Origin of the sequence: Sphingobacterium spiritivorum (assembly GCF_016725325.1) — a bacterium.
In the GTDB taxonomy this organism is placed as follows: domain Bacteria; phylum Bacteroidota; class Bacteroidia; order Sphingobacteriales; family Sphingobacteriaceae; genus Sphingobacterium.
In genome coordinates, this window is record NZ_CP068083.1 from 2,855,801 (window position 1) to 2,871,907 (window position 16,107).

The 16,107-nt window shown below is 41.6% G+C and carries 13 protein-coding genes and 2 pseudogenes; 9 read left to right on the forward strand and 6 right to left on the reverse strand.

All coding sequences use genetic code 11. The features are described from left to right. Positions 1–93 precede the first annotated feature (93 nt). A pseudogene (locus tag I6J02_RS11860) lies at positions 94–1,174 on the forward strand (IS256 family transposase). A 204-nt stretch (positions 1,175–1,378) separates the two neighbouring features. Here the strand turns inward: I6J02_RS11860 and I6J02_RS21905 are convergent. The 5 genes from I6J02_RS21905 to I6J02_RS11885 all read right to left on the reverse strand — a co-directional run bounded on the left by I6J02_RS21905 (position 1,379) and on the right by I6J02_RS11885 (position 8,899). Further along, on the reverse strand, positions 1,379–1,714 hold the full coding sequence (locus I6J02_RS21905) for a four-helix bundle copper-binding protein (RefSeq protein ID WP_002993225.1): 336 nt from the start codon (positions 1,712–1,714) through the stop codon (positions 1,379–1,381). Positions 1,715–1,742: 28 nt separating this feature from the next. Further along, complete coding sequence (locus tag I6J02_RS11870; RefSeq protein WP_002993226.1) at positions 1,743–2,363, reverse strand: DUF305 domain-containing protein; 621 nt, start codon at positions 2,361–2,363, stop codon at positions 1,743–1,745. A 284-nt stretch (positions 2,364–2,647) separates the two neighbouring features. After that, positions 2,648–8,080 (reverse strand): N-6 DNA methylase, encoded by a 5,433-nt coding sequence (locus I6J02_RS11875; protein ID WP_002993227.1) that lies wholly within the window; start codon positions 8,078–8,080, stop codon positions 2,648–2,650. Then, on the reverse strand, positions 8,067–8,504 hold the full coding sequence (locus I6J02_RS11880) for a DUF1896 domain-containing protein (RefSeq protein WP_002993229.1): 438 nt from the start codon (positions 8,502–8,504) through the stop codon (positions 8,067–8,069). Before I6J02_RS11880 ends, I6J02_RS11875 begins: the two co-directional genes overlap by 14 nt. Before the next feature lie 113 nt (positions 8,505–8,617). Then, on the reverse strand, positions 8,618–8,899 hold the full coding sequence (locus I6J02_RS11885; RefSeq protein WP_052646364.1) for a hypothetical protein: 282 nt from the start codon (positions 8,897–8,899) through the stop codon (positions 8,618–8,620). A gap of 217 nt (positions 8,900–9,116) precedes the next feature. Between I6J02_RS11885 and I6J02_RS11890 the strand changes: the two genes are divergently transcribed. From I6J02_RS11890 to arsB, 4 genes are all read left to right on the forward strand, one after another. Then, positions 9,117–9,446 (forward strand): ArsR/SmtB family transcription factor, encoded by a 330-nt coding sequence (locus I6J02_RS11890; RefSeq protein WP_002993233.1) that lies wholly within the window; start codon positions 9,117–9,119, stop codon positions 9,444–9,446. 75 nt (positions 9,447–9,521) lie between these two features. Further along, positions 9,522–9,986, forward strand: a complete 465-nt coding sequence (locus I6J02_RS11895) for a DUF6428 family protein (protein WP_002993236.1) — start codon at positions 9,522–9,524, stop codon at positions 9,984–9,986. Between the two features lie 19 nt (positions 9,987–10,005). Beyond that, the gene (locus tag I6J02_RS11900; RefSeq protein WP_002993237.1) at positions 10,006–10,620 is read left to right on the forward strand and encodes a hypothetical protein; all 615 of its coding nucleotides are present in this window, start codon (positions 10,006–10,008) and stop codon (positions 10,618–10,620) included. Positions 10,621–10,623: 3 nt separating this feature from the next. Next, positions 10,624–11,652 carry an ACR3 family arsenite efflux transporter gene (gene arsB / locus I6J02_RS11905; RefSeq protein ID WP_002993239.1) on the forward strand — a complete coding sequence of 343 codons (1,029 nt, stop codon included), beginning with the start codon at positions 10,624–10,626 and terminating at the stop codon, positions 11,650–11,652. 73 nt (positions 11,653–11,725) lie between these two features. On the opposite strand, the pseudogene I6J02_RS21910 reads toward arsB, so the two are convergent. Beyond that, positions 11,726–12,010: pseudogene (locus I6J02_RS21910) on the reverse strand (ORF6N domain-containing protein); the annotation flags it as partial. 19 nt (positions 12,011–12,029) lie between these two features. On the opposite strand from I6J02_RS21910, the gene I6J02_RS11910 reads away from it, so the two are divergent. The 4 genes from I6J02_RS11910 (at position 12,030) to I6J02_RS11925 (ending at position 16,088) form a co-directional block, all read left to right on the forward strand. Further along, positions 12,030–12,608: an efflux RND transporter permease subunit gene (locus tag I6J02_RS11910; RefSeq protein WP_002993243.1), complete on the forward strand. Its 579-nt coding sequence runs from the start codon at positions 12,030–12,032 to the stop codon at positions 12,606–12,608. Next, a complete protein-coding gene (locus I6J02_RS11915) occupies positions 12,605–13,789 on the forward strand; it encodes a TolC family protein (RefSeq protein WP_002993245.1) in 1,185 nt (394 codons plus the stop codon). Before I6J02_RS11910 ends, I6J02_RS11915 begins: the two co-directional genes overlap by 4 nt. Positions 13,790–14,051: 262 nt before the next feature. Continuing rightward, the gene (locus tag I6J02_RS11920) at positions 14,052–14,615 is read left to right on the forward strand and encodes a helix-turn-helix domain-containing protein (protein ID WP_002993247.1); all 564 of its coding nucleotides are present in this window, start codon (positions 14,052–14,054) and stop codon (positions 14,613–14,615) included. 375 nt (positions 14,616–14,990) lie between these two features. Then, positions 14,991–16,088, forward strand: a complete 1,098-nt coding sequence (locus tag I6J02_RS11925) for a TonB-dependent receptor (RefSeq protein ID WP_094258254.1) — start codon at positions 14,991–14,993, stop codon at positions 16,086–16,088. Positions 16,089–16,107: the final 19 nt, after the last annotated feature.

Here is a 16,107-nt window from a genome sequence, read left to right on the forward strand (position 1 = left end):
GTAAAATAAACTGTGTCAAGGATAATAAACAGAAGTATTATTTTTGACATAGTAATTATGAGTATTAAGGAAAGCGATTTTGATTTTGAGTCCATGAAGGACCTGGCCCTAGAACAGTTACGTAGTGGTGAATCACTTTATGGCAAGAACGGAGCTTTTGCTCCTTTAATGAAAAAGTTTTTAGAAGCAGCGCTAGAAGCTGAGATTGAGAGCCATCTGGATGAAGCTGAACGCTCTTGTGGTAATCGTCGTAACGGCAAGTCCAGCAAGCAGATTCGCACCTCAGATGGCACTATCGAGATCGATACTCCGCGTGACCGTCGGTCTAACTTCGAACCCCAGCTTATTAAGAAACGTGAGACGATTTTAGCTTTCTTCGATTACCGATAAGATCATTCCCCAGGTCAAGGAGTGGCAATCAAGAAGTCTAGACTCGCTTTATACGATTGTTTGGATGGACGCCATGCACTACAAAGTAAAAGAAGACCATCGGTTTGTTTCGCGGGCAGTATACAATATTCTTGGCATTGATCGAAATGGACATAAGCATCTGTTAGGGATGTATGTTTCGGAGAATGAGGGAGCTAACTTTTGGTTGAGCGTATTGACTGATTTACAAAATCGAGGCGTAGAGGATATCTTAATTGCTTGTATCGATAATTTAAAAGGGTTTTCCGAAGCGATACAGAGTGTTTTTCCCGACACCGAAGTACAGACCTGTGTAGTACATCAAATCCGAAACAGCCTAAAGTATGTAGCCAGTAAGGATCAAAAGGAGTTCATGAACGATCTAAAACCCGTATATAGGGCCGATACGTTGGATCTAGCCGAGCTTCGGATGGATGAACTTCAGGATAAATGGGGTGAAAAGTATCCTGTGGTCATTGAATCCTGGCGACGCAACTGGGATCGTCTGACCACCTATTTCCGATACGATAAATCCATCCGAAAGTTGATATACACGACTAACACGATCGAAGGATTTCATCGCCAAGTGCGTAAGGTCACCAAAACTAAAGGTGCATTCACCTCCGATATAGCGTTATTGAAATTGATTTATTTAGCACATAACAACATTAAGAAGAAATGGACGATGCCACTAGCCAATTGGGGAACAACAGCACAGAAATTAGCAATTTGGTTTCCGGGAAGAATGGTGTTAGATTTGCAATAAGAAAAATGGTTGAATTACCGCCCCGCGGGGCGGTAATTCAACCATTGACACAGTTTATTTTACACTCCCGTCGATCATTATTCGGCGAAGGAGCCAGTCCATTTTCCTCTTTCCCTAACTATCGTTTACAAATGGAAACGGTCCTGAAATTCTTTACCCAGTTTGAATTCATTGGAGGTTTTTAGACTTCTACCAATAATGAGATTATACCGCCGTTGCCATTTGCTCACAAGCTTCTGCGCATTTGTAGCAAGCATCCGCACACTCTTTGCAATGTTGCATATCATGCTTAGCACATTCATCTCCACACGCTCTACAAATCTCCGCACATAGCTTGCAAAGGTGACGGCTATATTGGCTTCCCAAACTCATGAGTTCGGCTGCGGCTCTACATATGGCTGCACATTCCAGATCAAGCTGGATACATCGAGCCATCATTTTTACATTGTCCTCTTGCAAGCAAGAAGCTGCACAATGGTTACAAGCTACAGCACAGGCGTAGCATTCGTCAATACATTTTTGAAATTGTTGATGTGACATAATTTTATTGTTTAAAGTGAGAAATTATTTATCTATTCTTATTAGCTAATAACCAGGTTTGAATCTCCGAGATTTCCTGATCCTGTTTTTCAATAATATTTTTTGCCATTGTCTGCATAGCACTTTCGTGTCCGTAAATAAGTTCCAATTTTGCGTTTCCAATTGCATTTTGATGATGCTGAATCATCAACATGGCAAAATCGTGATCCGTGTCTCCATTAATGATTTGGAGATCTGTCACTCTGCCTGAGCGTTCCATATTTTTCATCTGCTCTGTAACAAATTCGGGAACATTTAGATGCGGTACGTGACCATTGAGAAATGTGGTTAATTCTTGAATCTCAGCCTTCTGGTCTTTAATTATTTTCTGGGCCATCTCCCTCATTTGCGCATCATCGCCGGATTGCAGTTCCTTATTTGCCATGTCGATCGCTCCCTGATGATGCATTCGCATCATCAGAGCAAAAGCATTATCAGGGTCGGGGGGCATTTGCATGGCCATCATCTCATCCATCATGTTGTGCATGATAGTCATCATTTCATTGTCATCGTGATTCTGGATTTTGATTTTGTTGATATCGTCCTTATCGCACGCTTGGATAAATAACAGTATTCCTGCTATTGCCATTATTTTTATCGCTAATTTCATAGATGTATATTATTATTATCAATTTCCTTTTCTCTTTTAATAATGAAATGTTAAAGACTTTTTTTGATAGAACACATAGACAGAACAACATACAATTCAATTTGTTTGATTTTTTGGATTCAAAACGAGCTACAGATAAGATATGTGGGTGTAAGATTATTTCTGTAATGTAGTGGTTTATGCTACTATTTATTCATCAATTTTGAAATGAATCACAGTCCAGAAATAAATTGAACGAACCTGAGATGTTGTGATTAGGAAAATGTATGAATGGGTAAATGTTTTTACAATACTCCCCGTGACATATAAATACTTTTTGTCGGTACTACGCTTTCCATAGCCTTTGGATTTTCTTGCTGCTTTTCGACTTGTTCTGTAGAATTTTCTATTGGTTCCGGAGTGTTAGATAACTGTATTTTCCGCTCAATTGCCGCCAACTCCGTTTTGAGTTCGCTAAGTCGGTTTTCTTTTGTCCACGTACCATTGATTACTTCCTTAAGTATTGGAATGTTTTTTTGGAAATCTGCCATATTCTCCTGTTCTTTTCTGATATAGGTGGGCAGCTTTTCCAATGCTTTAATAAAATTTAGTGAAGCTGTTTCGGGATCTTTTGCCATTACACCATTGTTGAATGTATATTTGATAGTACCCTCACCTTGAATAAAAAAACGGTTTACACGAATATCCACCCCCTCTTTTTGTGACATTTCCGTTTTTACCAAAAGTTGAAAGCCATACAGATTACCGATTTCTTCATAATCCCCACCCGTTCGGGATTTGTCGGCAAGCTGATTGAGCTTTGCACCGATTTGTTTTATATCCGCATTGGGCGACAAAACGTCTAATTTAATAAGGTTGGCAACGGAACCGTCAGTGTTTTTTTGGATACGTCCCTGCAAATTATTCCAATCAAGGCTCATACGGTCATAGCGGGATTGGGCTTTTCCAAGTTCTGCCTCATAATCTTCCAGTTTGTACTTGGCACTTGATTTTGAACGATTGAACGATTGCCTTTCGCTTTCCAATCCGGCAATCTGTTTCTCTATTTTAGCTTTGTCCAAAAGGTCGGTATTGCCCATAAGGATAGCTACATATTCCGAGAAATTCATACCCGACTTTTCATCCATACCACCTTCGTCAATCGTCCGTTTACCAAGATTGTTGGATTTTAATTGGTCAATAAATAGCTGTTTGTTGTGCAGCAGGTTGAACTTATAACTATCCAGCGATTTTTCAACGGCATAGATGATTACATCCACTTTATTGTCGTTAAAATGCTTGGCAATCTCATTGCCTTTGCGGATAGCCCTACCGTCCCTTTGCGCAAGGTCGGACGGTCGCCACGGCGTATCTAAATGGTGTACGGCAACGGCTCTTTTCTGTGCGTTCACACCTGTACCGAGCATACTCGTAGAACCGAAAAGGACACGGATTTTGCCCTCGTTCATTCCTTTGATTAGCTCTTTTCGTTGCTTGTCATTCTTCGCTTCCTGTATAAAGCGGATTTCGTGTGCAGGTATGTCGTGGTCTTCCACGAGCTTACGTTTGATTTCGGAGTAGATATTCCACTGATTTGGCTTGTATGTTCCCAAATCCGAGAAGATGAACTGCGTGCCTTTCTGTGCATTGAATTTATTGTAATATTTAGCAATATTATCTGCACAATGGGAAGCTTTGTTATCGGCGTGGTCTTGGTAATGGGGGCTTACCATTCGCATATCCAAAGACATCTTTCGAGCGTAGTCCGTAGCGATAAGCATTTTTGCTTTTTCTTCTTTTTTAGATAGCGGTTTTCTGCCAAGTAATTCCCCTTTGCCTGATTTGGCAAACTCCATCAGCTTTTCAATAAACTTCTCCTGGTCTGGAGTTGGAGGTATGTTGTAAAATATCTCGTTCTTTTCGGGACGGTCTATTCCAATCATTTCGGCGGTACGGTAATCCGTGATTTCGGAGTAGAATTGAGCGAGTTCCGGCACTTTGATAAAGTAGCGGAAACGCTCTTTTGCCACGATATTATTGGCGACCGAAAACTCATAATCGGTTGTTTTCTTTGCGTAGATTGCCGCCCACGCATCAAACGAGTTAATGCCCTGTTTTGCCAAAGCCCTTGGTCGCAGGTATTTGAACAACAGGTACAATTCGGTCAGTGAATTGCTGATAGTCGTACCCGAAAGGAAAGTTGCCCCCATATCCGCATCGGTACGTTCCTGTATAGTCCGTATAGCAAACAAAAGATTCAGTGCCTTTAGGCTTCCCTGTTGATTGCCCAATCCTGCAACCCTTGAATGCCTTGTGTTGAAAATCAGGTTTTTGAATTGGTGGCTTTCGTCTACAAATAAATGGTCGATACCCATCATCTTGAAGTCCACAATATCATCTTTGCGGTTTTCAATGTCGTGTTGCAGGGTTTTCAGCTTGACTTCGAGGTTTTCTTTCTGTTTCTCTGCTCCGGCGAGCATACCCCGGGTTACTTCATCGCCCTGACTTCGCAAAACGTCAAGATTTTCCTCCACACTGTCCAGTTCGGATTGCAGGATTTCCTTTTGTATTTCGGGCGATTGGGGTATCATTCCGAACTGGTCGTGGGTCAATATCACACAATCCCACTCGTTGTTCTTAATATCTCCGAAAATCCGCAGTCGTTTTTGGGGCGTAAAATCATCAATGCCCGGATAGAGTATTTTAGCGTGCGGATAGGCGGTGCGGTAGGCTTCGGCAATTTCAGGTATATTCGCTTTCAACCCGATAATCATCGGTTTGTGAGCCAGTCCCAAACGCTTCATTTCCTGTGCACCCGTGCACATTATCAACGTCTTTCCGGCACCTACTTCATGGTCGCAGATAGCACCGTTATTGAGCTTTATTATCCAGACAGCATCCTTTTGGCTTGAATACAGGTCTTCAATACCCAATGCTTTTCGGTCCAATTCCGGAAACACCTGATGGGAACCGTCGTAGTGCGGTCGGACAAAACAGTTAAAGGTGTCGTTGTATTGGTCAGTCATCCTTATCTTGAACTCATCGTTTTGGGCGTGGAGCCAATCGTTAAAGGAGGTTCGGATTTCGTCAATCTTGGTATTCGCCATTTGTATGGCTTCCATATCCCGTACCTTGACATTCTTTCCGTCAACCTGTACCGTTTTGGAAATATCGGGTGTGGTATTGACAAGGGCGTGCTTGAGCAGGGCAATCCCGTCATACGTCCGGCTTTGGGCTTTGACCGCATATTTATCCCATATATGGACATTTTTCTGTTTGCAGGTGACGGAAAAATCATCGGCACTGTCCGAATAGTGGATTTTCACATCTGCGTCGAACAGATGCGATGCAAATCGGGCGTAGATGCCAGTGGGTATCCAGCGTTCGCCCAGATTAAAATCGAGTTCCTCAAATTCGATACGTCTTGGTCGGGCTTCTTCCAAAACGGTAAGGCTTTCTTTAGCTTGGGTATCATCGGGATTGCTTTCGAGGTAATCTCTTATTTCGTTGGCTTTCTCCACTACATTGCCCGCAACCCAGCGTTCGAATATTTCATATTCCTTTTGCAATGGATTGTAGTAGATGAGACCGTGTAAGGCTTCTTTCAAAGCATCAGCAGGCATACCGCTGATTTCGGACATAAAGTCCAAATCCACGCTTCCGTATTTGTTCAGCGAAGCCGATAACGCTTCTTCGGGATTGTCCGTTGCAATGGTTGCGGTAGAAAAACTTACAGGACGGCTGAATATATCTGCCTTATGGATTACACCACCAACGACACGCTCCAGATAGGGCATTTCTTTGCCTACACTGTCTGTTTTGATGAGCTTGATATTGTCCGCACTGTTGAGATTTCCGTACCTTTTGACAAAAGCATCGTATAAGCGGTTAAGGTTTTCCCTTTCTTCCTTGTGTTCTGAATGTTTCTCGGCTTCTTTTTGGTAGAGGTCGATATAGGTATCACGAACTTGGATATATGCTTCGGCTCTTGCTTTTTGCAAAGACGGTAACTGCAACGGGTGGAATATTGCCCTTGCATCACTTTTATCCACTTCCTGCAAATAGCCGACCCAACCGTTATCTACGACAAGGCAATCGTTACGGTGAAACTGTTGGAGTTCGTCACTGTACGGAGCAGGTTCGGGAACAGTAGCAGGTACGGTACCGGCTGACTTATCGGCTTGGCCATTACTGTTTGCCTGTGAAAATAAATCGCCGATTGTTTTCTGTTTTGTGCCATTGGTTTGTAAGGTTTTATTGACCGTGCCGTTTGATGCTGGAGATGTATAGGACTGTTGCATCGCTCCGCTAAAGAGGTCGGTTTGCCGACCTCTTGGGGTACGTTTTCTTTTTGTCGTTTGTCTTTTGGCTTGGGTGGTTTTCTTTGGCGGGGTAATAACCGCTACGGTTTCATTTACATTTTCAAACAGGTCGAAAATGCTTAGCTGTTTTAATTCCTGCTGGCTTTCCTGTACAATGGCTGGTGCAGTAAAACGCGGTCGTTCGGGTTGTATGATTTCGGGTTCAGTAGCCGGAGGTGCCGGCGTTGGCGTAATCGGAATTTGTACGATAGGTTCATCGTTGCTTTCGCCTTTGTACAAATCAAAATTCAGGTGCTTTCCAAAATCTTCGGAAAGCATTTGCTTCAAATCTTTGGCAATCCCCGCAACACCGTCTTTATGCGTATAGATAATTGCAGGTTTTCCGTATGGGTCGGTATCTATCTTACGGTCGGTATGTATGACCCTCGTACCGTCACGGAAAAAAGCATTGCTTGAAGTATCGTATTTGGTCTGCCTGCTTTGGCAAAACAGCTCTTCCAATTCGCTCAGAGGTTGTTTTGCCGTATTCTTTTGCAGGATAATCAGGTCGCTTCCGACTTCTGTACCTGCATATTCCGTGAACAGGTTGTTTGGCAATCGGACAACCGACACCAGATGGTTGCTTTTCATTAACGCCCTACGTATCGGCTCATTGTTGGGGCTGTTTAAAATTCCTTGCGAAGTAATAAATACCTGCAAACCACCCTCACGGAGCATATCGTTTCCTTTCAAAAAGAAATAATTGTGTATGCTACGGGCAGCCTGTATTTTTGCGGGGTCTTTGCTTCGGGAAAACGTAAGATCGAACACGGAAGTATCGCCAAACGGAATGTTGCTTGCAACAACATCATAGCTATTTTGTTCCTTTTCGGGGATTTCCTCATAACCGCTCACACGGATATTGCTTTCGGGATAGAGGTGTTTTAGGATTTTGCCTGTCAGCAAATCTTTTTCATAGGCAGTTACTTTGGTTTGTTGGTTTTCGGAAAAGGATTGTATAAACGAGCCGATACCTGCGGAGGGTTCAAGGAATTTCTGAATATTTACATCGCTTTCCCGCAGGGTTTCGGAAATTGCATCAATTACCTGTGGAGGTGTATAAAAAGCCGTCAGCACGGAGCTTTTCATACTGTCCACGTATCGGCGGTATTGCTTATCGTCTTCGGACTTTTCTTTGAGCAGTTTGTGGAGTTCCAGCGTAATGGGGAATAAATCGTGTTCGGTTTTCCTCCAATGGTTGATATCTATTTCATTTGCTATGGGGTTCAATACGAATTTAAGACCGCCAAATCCGCTGTATTGTTTCATTGACAGTCTTTCACCCACGGTAGCGTTTCGTTGCTCTTTTTCCAATGTAAAGGCAATCCGCAGGGCTTCGATATTGTCCAAGAGATGCTGCCGTTTACTGAAGCCCATTTTCCTCAATCCATATTGCGATGGTTCCGGTTATCTCGGTATAGAGCAGGTCAAACTCATAACCGTAGGCAAAATCATCGGCTAGTTCATATTGGGCGAAAACATTCTCGCAAACAGGGAACATTTTCAGAGCGAACCGCCGCAGTTCCTCGTCTGCCATTAGGGTATCGAACTCATTGCATACTACCTGAAAAACCATATCAAACTTGGAGAAGTGCAAACCCTCAAAGAGTATGTAATTCGCTATCTCATTACATTGCTCAATGGCATTGCCGGAACGGAACGCATCCTCATAGGCATTGGCAGCCCACGAGGAACGCTGGTCAATAAATTTTTGGTTGCTGGCTTTTTCAGGGAAACTACTGTTCAGGAGTTCCTGTAGTCGTAAACGGAAATACGACAGGTCTTTTTGCTGTGTACTCATAATTAAATTTTGTTTAGAATTTTGCGTAAAACCTAAAATTAGAGCAGGGAGCAAGAGCCTTTGAAGAAGTGGCAGGGTTTGGCTTCGGGAGGCAGGATTTGGCAGAACAGTGTTTATTCAGATATCGTTATAGAGTTGTCCACTTCATTGACATATACGTCCGACCCATCAAAATCATCATCATCGTTTTGGGAACTTTGTCTTGTAAAAAGCTCCAGTCTGTCAACTTGCCCAAAAAGCCGAACAATACGCTTTCTGATTTTGTCAGGTTTTTCGGATTGTCTTCCACGGGGAGATATAAGCACCTGTGGAACATCTCTTGCATGTCTTTCAAGAGGTTTTCCCTTTGTGAACAGTAGGACGATTTCTGCATTTGCCCGTGTAATATATCCCATTCCAATAAAAACCCAATCATTGTTCCTGTTCGTTTTTTTTTCTTGCAACGGCTAAGGTATCAGCGAGAAGAAAAGGTCGACTGAAAGTGGCAGAGTTTGGCTTTGAGAGGTAGGGTTTTACCACACATAAGATTATTAAAAGAATTGATTGTTTTTTTACAAACCATATTATATCTAAATTTATTATCGTAATATTGCGATATATAAAAAACAAAGCATGGGACTTACTAAATCAGAAATATTCACGGACGAGCAAAACAGATTAGCTTCTCTATTTAAGGTTCTGGCACACCCTGCAAGGGTTGCCATACTTCAATATATCATTAACCAGAAAGCCTGTATCTGTAATGATCTGGTCGAGGAATTGGGATTGGCACAGGCTACGATTTCTCAGCATTTAAAGGAGTTAAAGAGTATCGGCATCATTCAAGGCACAATCGAGGTTAAATCTGTTTGTTATTGCATCGATAAAAATGTTTGGAAAAAAATCCAAGCAGATTTTAATTCATTCTTTGATCAGGAAGTAAAGGTAAACAAGTGCTGTTAGCCGTGTTTTTTTAATATTTAACATCGCTATATTACGATACAATATTTTAATAAATCATTTCAAAATTCAAAAACAATGAAACTATCAAACATCAAAGAAATCTTACCAACATTGGACAATGTTGAATTTCAATTAGCGGACGGAACATTTGTCCCCAAACATTTCCACGTTACGGAGGTAGGTATTGTTACAAAACATTTTATTGATTGTGGCGGAACGATCAGAAATGAAAAGGTCGTCAACTTCCAGTTGTGGAACGCCAACGATTTTGAACACAGGCTAAAGCCGACCAAACTATTGAACATCATCAAACTGTCCGAAGAAAAATTGGATATTCAAGATGCCGAAATAGAAGTGGAATACCAAAGCGAAACCATTGGCAAATACAATCTGGATTTTAACGGAAACCATTTTGTACTGAAAAACAAACAAACCGCTTGTTTGGCAAGTGATGCCTGCGGTATTCCTGCCGAAAAACAGAAAGTAGAATTATCAGAGCTGAACAGTGCTTGCTGTTCGCCTAATTCGGACTGTTGTTAAACCCTATAAACCAATCGTAATGTACAAGAATTTAGCTGAAACCATAAAGGGAATATCTGATGTTCAGACCGTAAGCGAAGAACGTAAAACCATATTGCAACCCTTGATAGACTTCGTACAACAAAAAGTAAGCAACGGACAGGTAATAAATCTCAATTTCATCTGTACACACAATTCACGAAGAAGCCATTTATCGCAGGTTTGGGCACAGGTGGCAAGTGTATATTACCATATCCCGAATGTATATTGCTATTCGGGCGGTACGGAAGAAACGGCATTATTTCCGAAAGTAGTGGAAACATTGAATGAACAGGGTTTTTCTGCTTTCAAAATTTCGGAAGCGGACAATCCTGTTTATGCTATTAAGTACAGTGAAAATGCTTTGCCGATTATCGGTTTTTCAAAAAAGTACGATAGCCCTTTCAATCCTGTATCGGCATTCACTGCCATTATGACCTGTTCACAGGCAGACGATGGCTGTCCTTTTATTGCAGGTGCAGAAAAGAGAATACCTATCACATTTGAAGACCCGAAGATTTCAGACGGCACAACAGAGCAGACAAAGATATATGCGGAAAGGAGTTTGGAGATAGCAACTGAAATGTTCTATGTTTTTTCAATGATTAAAAAATAACCAATGCAACCAAAACTAAAATTTCTTGACCGTTACCTTACCCTATGGATATTCCTTGCTATGGCATTTGGCGTAGGATTAGGATATTTCTTTCCCAACATTTCTAACGTAACAGACAGCTTGTCCGTAGGAACCATTAATATCCCGCTGGCAATAGGTTTGATACTGATGATGTACCCGCCATTGGCAAAGGTGGATTATACAGTATTGCCCAAAGCGTTTAAGGATAAAAAAGTAATTGGAATATCTTTATTCCTCAATTGGGTAATCGGTACGGTAATGATGTTCGGGTTAGCCGTTCTGTTTTTAAGGAATGAACCCGATTATATGACGGGATTGATTTTGATAGGATTGGCAAGATGTATCGCAATGGTAATTGTATGGAGCGACCTGGCAAAAGCCAACAGGGAATATACGGCACTATTGGTAGCGTTGAACAGTGTCTTTCAGATATTGAGTTACAGTTTTTTGGTTTGGCTTTTTATCAACGTATTGCCGAGTAAATTAGGATTAGCCAATTTCAATGTAAATGTATCAATGAAAGACGTTACCGAAAGCGTGTTGATATACTTGGGTATTCCTTTTTTTACAGGTTTCGTGAGCCGATATGTTCTTATAAAATCAAAAGGCATTGAATGGTACAATAGAAAATACATACCGGCAGTATCACCTATTACACTTTACGCATTATTGTTTACCATTGTACTGATGTTCAGTTTGAAAGGCGACAAGATATTGGAGTTGCCAGTGGACGTGATTAAGATAGCCATACCGCTAATCATCTATTTTGTATTGATGTTTTTCGTGAGCTTTTTTATAAGCAAATCCCTGAATGTTCCTTATGACAGGAACGCGTCCATAGCATTTACAGCCACCGGGAACAATTTTGAATTGGCCATAGCCGTAGCCATTGCGGTTTTTGGTATTCATTCTCCACAGGCATTTGTTGGCGTTATCGGACCATTGGTCGAAGTGCCTGTACTGATACTATTGGTAAGGGCAAGTTTATGGTTGAAGAAGAAACTATACTAAGTTGATGTAAATAACTTAGCGGGATTTTAGAATTGTCAAGAAACTAAAATTAAACCCTCTGAATCCGGAGCGTTTATTGTTTGTTCAAGATGTGAAGCATCCTGCCCACCTCAATATCCATTCGGGAAAATGCAAACCATTTTTTGCCCAGGTCTTTGAGCGAAGCCCCTATATGGTAAAGCTCCGCTTGGTCTATTATCAAAAATCGGTCGTGGGTATCGGAGAAAACCTTAATTTCAATCGGGAGGTATTGGCTGTTGTACCGTTTTATGTCCAATTGTAGCTGATTGCTGATTGCTTTGGTGTAGATTGTTGCGGTTACATTTTGTTTTCGCTTAACCAATATCGTTAGTGCCGTTGAGGAAATCCAACAGATAGTGGGCGAAAAAATAAAGCTGCCCGAAGATTACCACATTGAATACGGTGGGCAATTTGAAGCGGAGGCAGAAGCATCGCAGACCTTGATTGCGACCTCCCTGCTTTCCATTCTGATTATTTTCCTGATACTGTTCCGGGAGTTCAAAACGGTAAAGTTAGCCGCCATCATTTTAATCAACCTGTCTTTGGCATTGATTGGCGGTGTGTTCAGCATCTATTTTACCAGTGGCATTTTGAGCATTCCTGCCATTATCGGTTTTATCACCTTGTTTGGTGTGGCTACCCGTAACGGCATCCTGCTCGTATCGCATTACAATACATTGTGTGATGAGGGGTTGGATTTGTACGATACGGTTATACAAGGCTCAAAGAACAGGTTAAGCCCCATCCTGATGACGGCACTTACCGCAGGGCTGGCATTGATACCGCTTGCTATTGCGGGCGATTTGCCCGGCAACGAGATACAAAGTCCTATGGCAAAAGTGATATTGGGCGGCTTGCTTACTTCTACATTGCTCAACATTTTTATTGTTCCGGCGGTGTACTATTTATCTAACAAAAAAGCAGCTAAAGCATGAACATAAAATTTTTAACGGCAATCTGTATGTGCGTTTTTACCATACAATTGCAGGCACAGTCAGGATTGGAAACCGTCTTGTCTGATGTTGCCAAGAACAATAAAACGCTGCAAACCCAAAGCAAATATTGGGATGCGCAGAAGTTATTGTACCATACGGGCAATACGCTGTACGACCCTGTGGTCAGCTACGATTTTATGCGTGGCTCACCCTATGCCATTGCGGGCAACCAAACGGACATTAACGTCTTGCAGCGTTTCGACTTTCCCACGGTTTACAGTAAAAAGAAAGCATTGGCTGGCGAGCAGAGTAAGCAGGCAGATTTTTCGCTAACAGCCAACAGGCAGGAAATATTATTGGGAGCGAAAAAGATTTGCATTGAACTGATATACCGCAATAAACTTCAGGAAAGAATTATAGAACGGAAAACAAAAACCGAAAAGTTCCTGACCGACTTTCAGACCAAACTGGATAAGGGCGAAGGTAATGTGCTGGACGTGAATAAGGCTAAACTTCAATTGATTGAGATTAATAAAGATTATCAGTTGAACATTTCCGCTATCAACCAACTTCATCAAAAACTGACGGAACTTAACGGCGGTATAGAGATAGTCTTTAACGATACCATATACCCTGAATATAAGCCCGTTCCTGCATTTGAAGAATTGGAAGAAACAATTGAATACAAAGACCCGGTAAGAAAATATTTGACACAACAGACCGTAGTAGCCCAAAAGGATATTGAAGTTACTAAGGCATTGACCCTGCCAAAATTTGAAGTGGGTTTTCATTATCAGGGTATTTTAGGGCAGCAGTTTTACGGTGCAAAAGTAGGCGTGAGCATTCCTTTGTGTGAAAACAAAAATCGGGTGAAGCAAAAGCAGGCTGAATTATCGGTGGCAGAAGTACAGGTAGCACGGCACAAGAACGAACATTATTATCATTTGAAGCAACTGTATGAAAAGTATATCAACCTGCAAAAGACGGTAGCAGAATATGAGAAAGTATTAAGCAGTATCAACAGTATTAAACTATTGGATAAAGCGTTATCATTCGGAGAGATAACCACTATCCAATATTTTTTGGAGGCAAGTTACTTTTATACCGCTACCAATAATTATTTGCAGGCGGAGAAAGAGTACAACGATGCAATAGCCGAACTGTACCAGTATTTGCTATAATTTAATATTGTAGGGTGAATGCAGACCATTAGCAAAGGCAGATGTATCACTGTTTTAAAACCTTGCGGAATACAACTTTCGCAAGGTTTCAATTAACTAAATTAGAAGCCTGGGCCGAGGCTTCAGGTTAACAAAAACCCAAATTAAAAGCGCCTATGCAGACAATGCAATCAGATAACTTGATTTAGACAGGAAGCAACGAGCGTAGTTCGACTTAAATCGTAAATTTGTTTATTGTGCTTAATATAGCAGTTAGTAAGATATGAATACACTCTTTATTAAAAATATGGTATGCGACCGCTGTATTATGGTGGTGCAAAACGAATTGGATAAACTTGGTTTAGATGCTAAAAATGTAAAGCTGGGCGAAGTTACCCTTACCAAAGAAATTACACCTACGGAGAAAGAGGCTTTGGTCAAGACTTTAGAGCCATTGGGGTTTGAAGTAATTGATGATAAAAAAGGCAGGATAATAGAAAAGATAAAGAACATTATCATTGACCTGGTACATCATCAGGATAGTGATGTAAAAACCAATCTTTCCGATGTATTGAGCGATAAACTGCACCACGATTACAATTACTTGTCCAATCTGTTTTCAGAAGTAGAGGGTACAACTATTGAAAAATACTTTATCGCCCAAAAGGTGGAAAAGGTAAAAGAACTGCTGGTGTATGATGAACTGTCGTTAAGTGAGATTGCCATGCGCCTCAACTATTCAAGCGTAGCCTATTTGAGCAACCAGTTCAAGAAAGTAACGGGGCTTACCCCGAGCTATTTCAAACAAGTCCGGGAAGATAAGAGAAAGCCGTTGGATAAAGTATAGGAACGGCTACGCTATTCAGGAACACTGCGGGCAAAGCCCTGACACCGTAAAATTGACTTCACTTATTTTATATCCTTTAGGCAACTTAAATAACGGTTGCACATCCTCTATACAAGTTACCGATTTACATTTTTGACAACTGAAATGCAAGTGGTTATGATTGTGGACTACTTCACAGTTATGGCAACTTGCATATCCTACACCCCCGTCAACGTTTACCACTTTGTGGACTAAATCTTCTTCCATTAACCTATCCAGTACCCGGAGATATTTGCCGGAGAGAAAGCCGGGAAACTGAACATACAGATTGCCGCACAATTCAACAACAGGGAAGAATTTGATATAGTCAGGAACAGCGAAATTACAACGCCTCAAATGACTTTGAATGTCAGCACGATTTCCGAAGAAATTTCTTGGGAGCATCCCACATTCAAAAACTTTAACGGAAGTATCGGCATATCCGCTATGCAGCAGGACAATACCTACAAAGGTCGGTATCTCATCCCTGCCTACAATTCCCAAACATACGGTGCATACTGGATTGAAAAATGGAAGAAGAACAAATGGGAGCTTCAGGGCGGTATCAGGTATGATTTTAAGCAAATCAGTACGGTACGATACCCTTACAATAACCAGCCTGTGGAGCATGACTTTGATTTTTCAACAATCGGGGCATCATTCAATACCATCTACCATCTTTCAGACCATATCAGGATAAACGGAATGGTCAGCCTTGCCAATAGGGCTCCCCACGTTAACGAACTGCTCATTGACGGCATACATCAAGGTACTGCCACCTATGAACTTGGGGACGTAAACCTGAAAATAGAGCAGGCTGTAAACACGGTCTTGGGGCTTTCATATAGCAATGAAGAAAAATCAGTAAATATAGACTGGTCTGTATTCTACAATTCCATCAACAACTTTATCTATTTACAGCCCCGCCCGGGAGAGCCTGTATTGACCATTGCAGGTGCATTTCCCAAATTCGTCTATCAACAGGCTGATGCCTATCTCACGGGAACGGATTTATTAATCAATTACAAGCCTGTACAGAAACTGGACATCATAGGAAAGGCATCTTTGCTAAGGGCGTACAATAAAACGATAAACGACTGGCTGATTTCCATGCCATCGGACAGGTTTTCATTGGGGTTCAATTACGAACTGCCCGATATAAGGTCTTTCCAAAAATCCTATATCGGGATGGAAATTCCGCTGGTCTTAAAACAGACAAGAGTACCTGATGAAAACATACACGGCCAGCAGGATTATAAGCTGCCCCCTGATGGTTATCTCCTGACAAATATATCCGCTGGTACAGTGGTCAGTGTCTTGGGCAGGTCACTGAACATCAATCTTGCAGTGAGCAACCTGTTCAATACCCGGTACAGAAACTACCTGAACAGCTTCAGGTATTTTACGGACGAAATGGGCAGAAACATCTCCGTTAGATTAAAGTACGTTTTCTGACAAACACGTTTTTCAACAA

Excerpts from the sequence above, each read along its gene's own strand:
- I6J02_RS21905 (WP_002993225.1), bottom strand. The coding sequence starts at position 1,714 with ATGTCACATCAACAATTTCAAAAATGTATTGACGAATGCTACGCCTGT.
- I6J02_RS11890 (WP_002993233.1), top strand. The coding sequence starts at position 9,117 with ATGGGACTTACTAAATCAGAAATATTCACGGACGAGCAAAACAGATTA.
- I6J02_RS11925 (WP_094258254.1), top strand. The coding sequence starts at position 14,991 with ATGACTTTGAATGTCAGCACGATTTCCGAAGAAATTTCTTGGGAGCAT.
- I6J02_RS11920 (WP_002993247.1), top strand. The coding sequence starts at position 14,052 with ATGAATACACTCTTTATTAAAAATATGGTATGCGACCGCTGTATTATG.
- I6J02_RS11915 (WP_002993245.1), top strand. The coding sequence starts at position 12,605 with ATGAACATAAAATTTTTAACGGCAATCTGTATGTGCGTTTTTACCATA.
- arsB (WP_002993239.1), top strand. The coding sequence starts at position 10,624 with ATGCAACCAAAACTAAAATTTCTTGACCGTTACCTTACCCTATGGATA.
- I6J02_RS11870 (WP_002993226.1), bottom strand. The coding sequence starts at position 2,363 with ATGAAATTAGCGATAAAAATAATGGCAATAGCAGGAATACTGTTATTT.
- I6J02_RS11895 (WP_002993236.1), top strand. The coding sequence starts at position 9,522 with ATGAAACTATCAAACATCAAAGAAATCTTACCAACATTGGACAATGTT.
- I6J02_RS11900 (WP_002993237.1), top strand. The coding sequence starts at position 10,006 with ATGTACAAGAATTTAGCTGAAACCATAAAGGGAATATCTGATGTTCAG.
- I6J02_RS11885 (WP_052646364.1), bottom strand. The coding sequence starts at position 8,899 with ATGGGATATATTACACGGGCAAATGCAGAAATCGTCCTACTGTTCACA.
- I6J02_RS11875 (WP_002993227.1), bottom strand. The coding sequence starts at position 8,080 with ATGGGCTTCAGTAAACGGCAGCATCTCTTGGACAATATCGAAGCCCTG.
- I6J02_RS11880 (WP_002993229.1), bottom strand. The coding sequence starts at position 8,504 with ATGAGTACACAGCAAAAAGACCTGTCGTATTTCCGTTTACGACTACAG.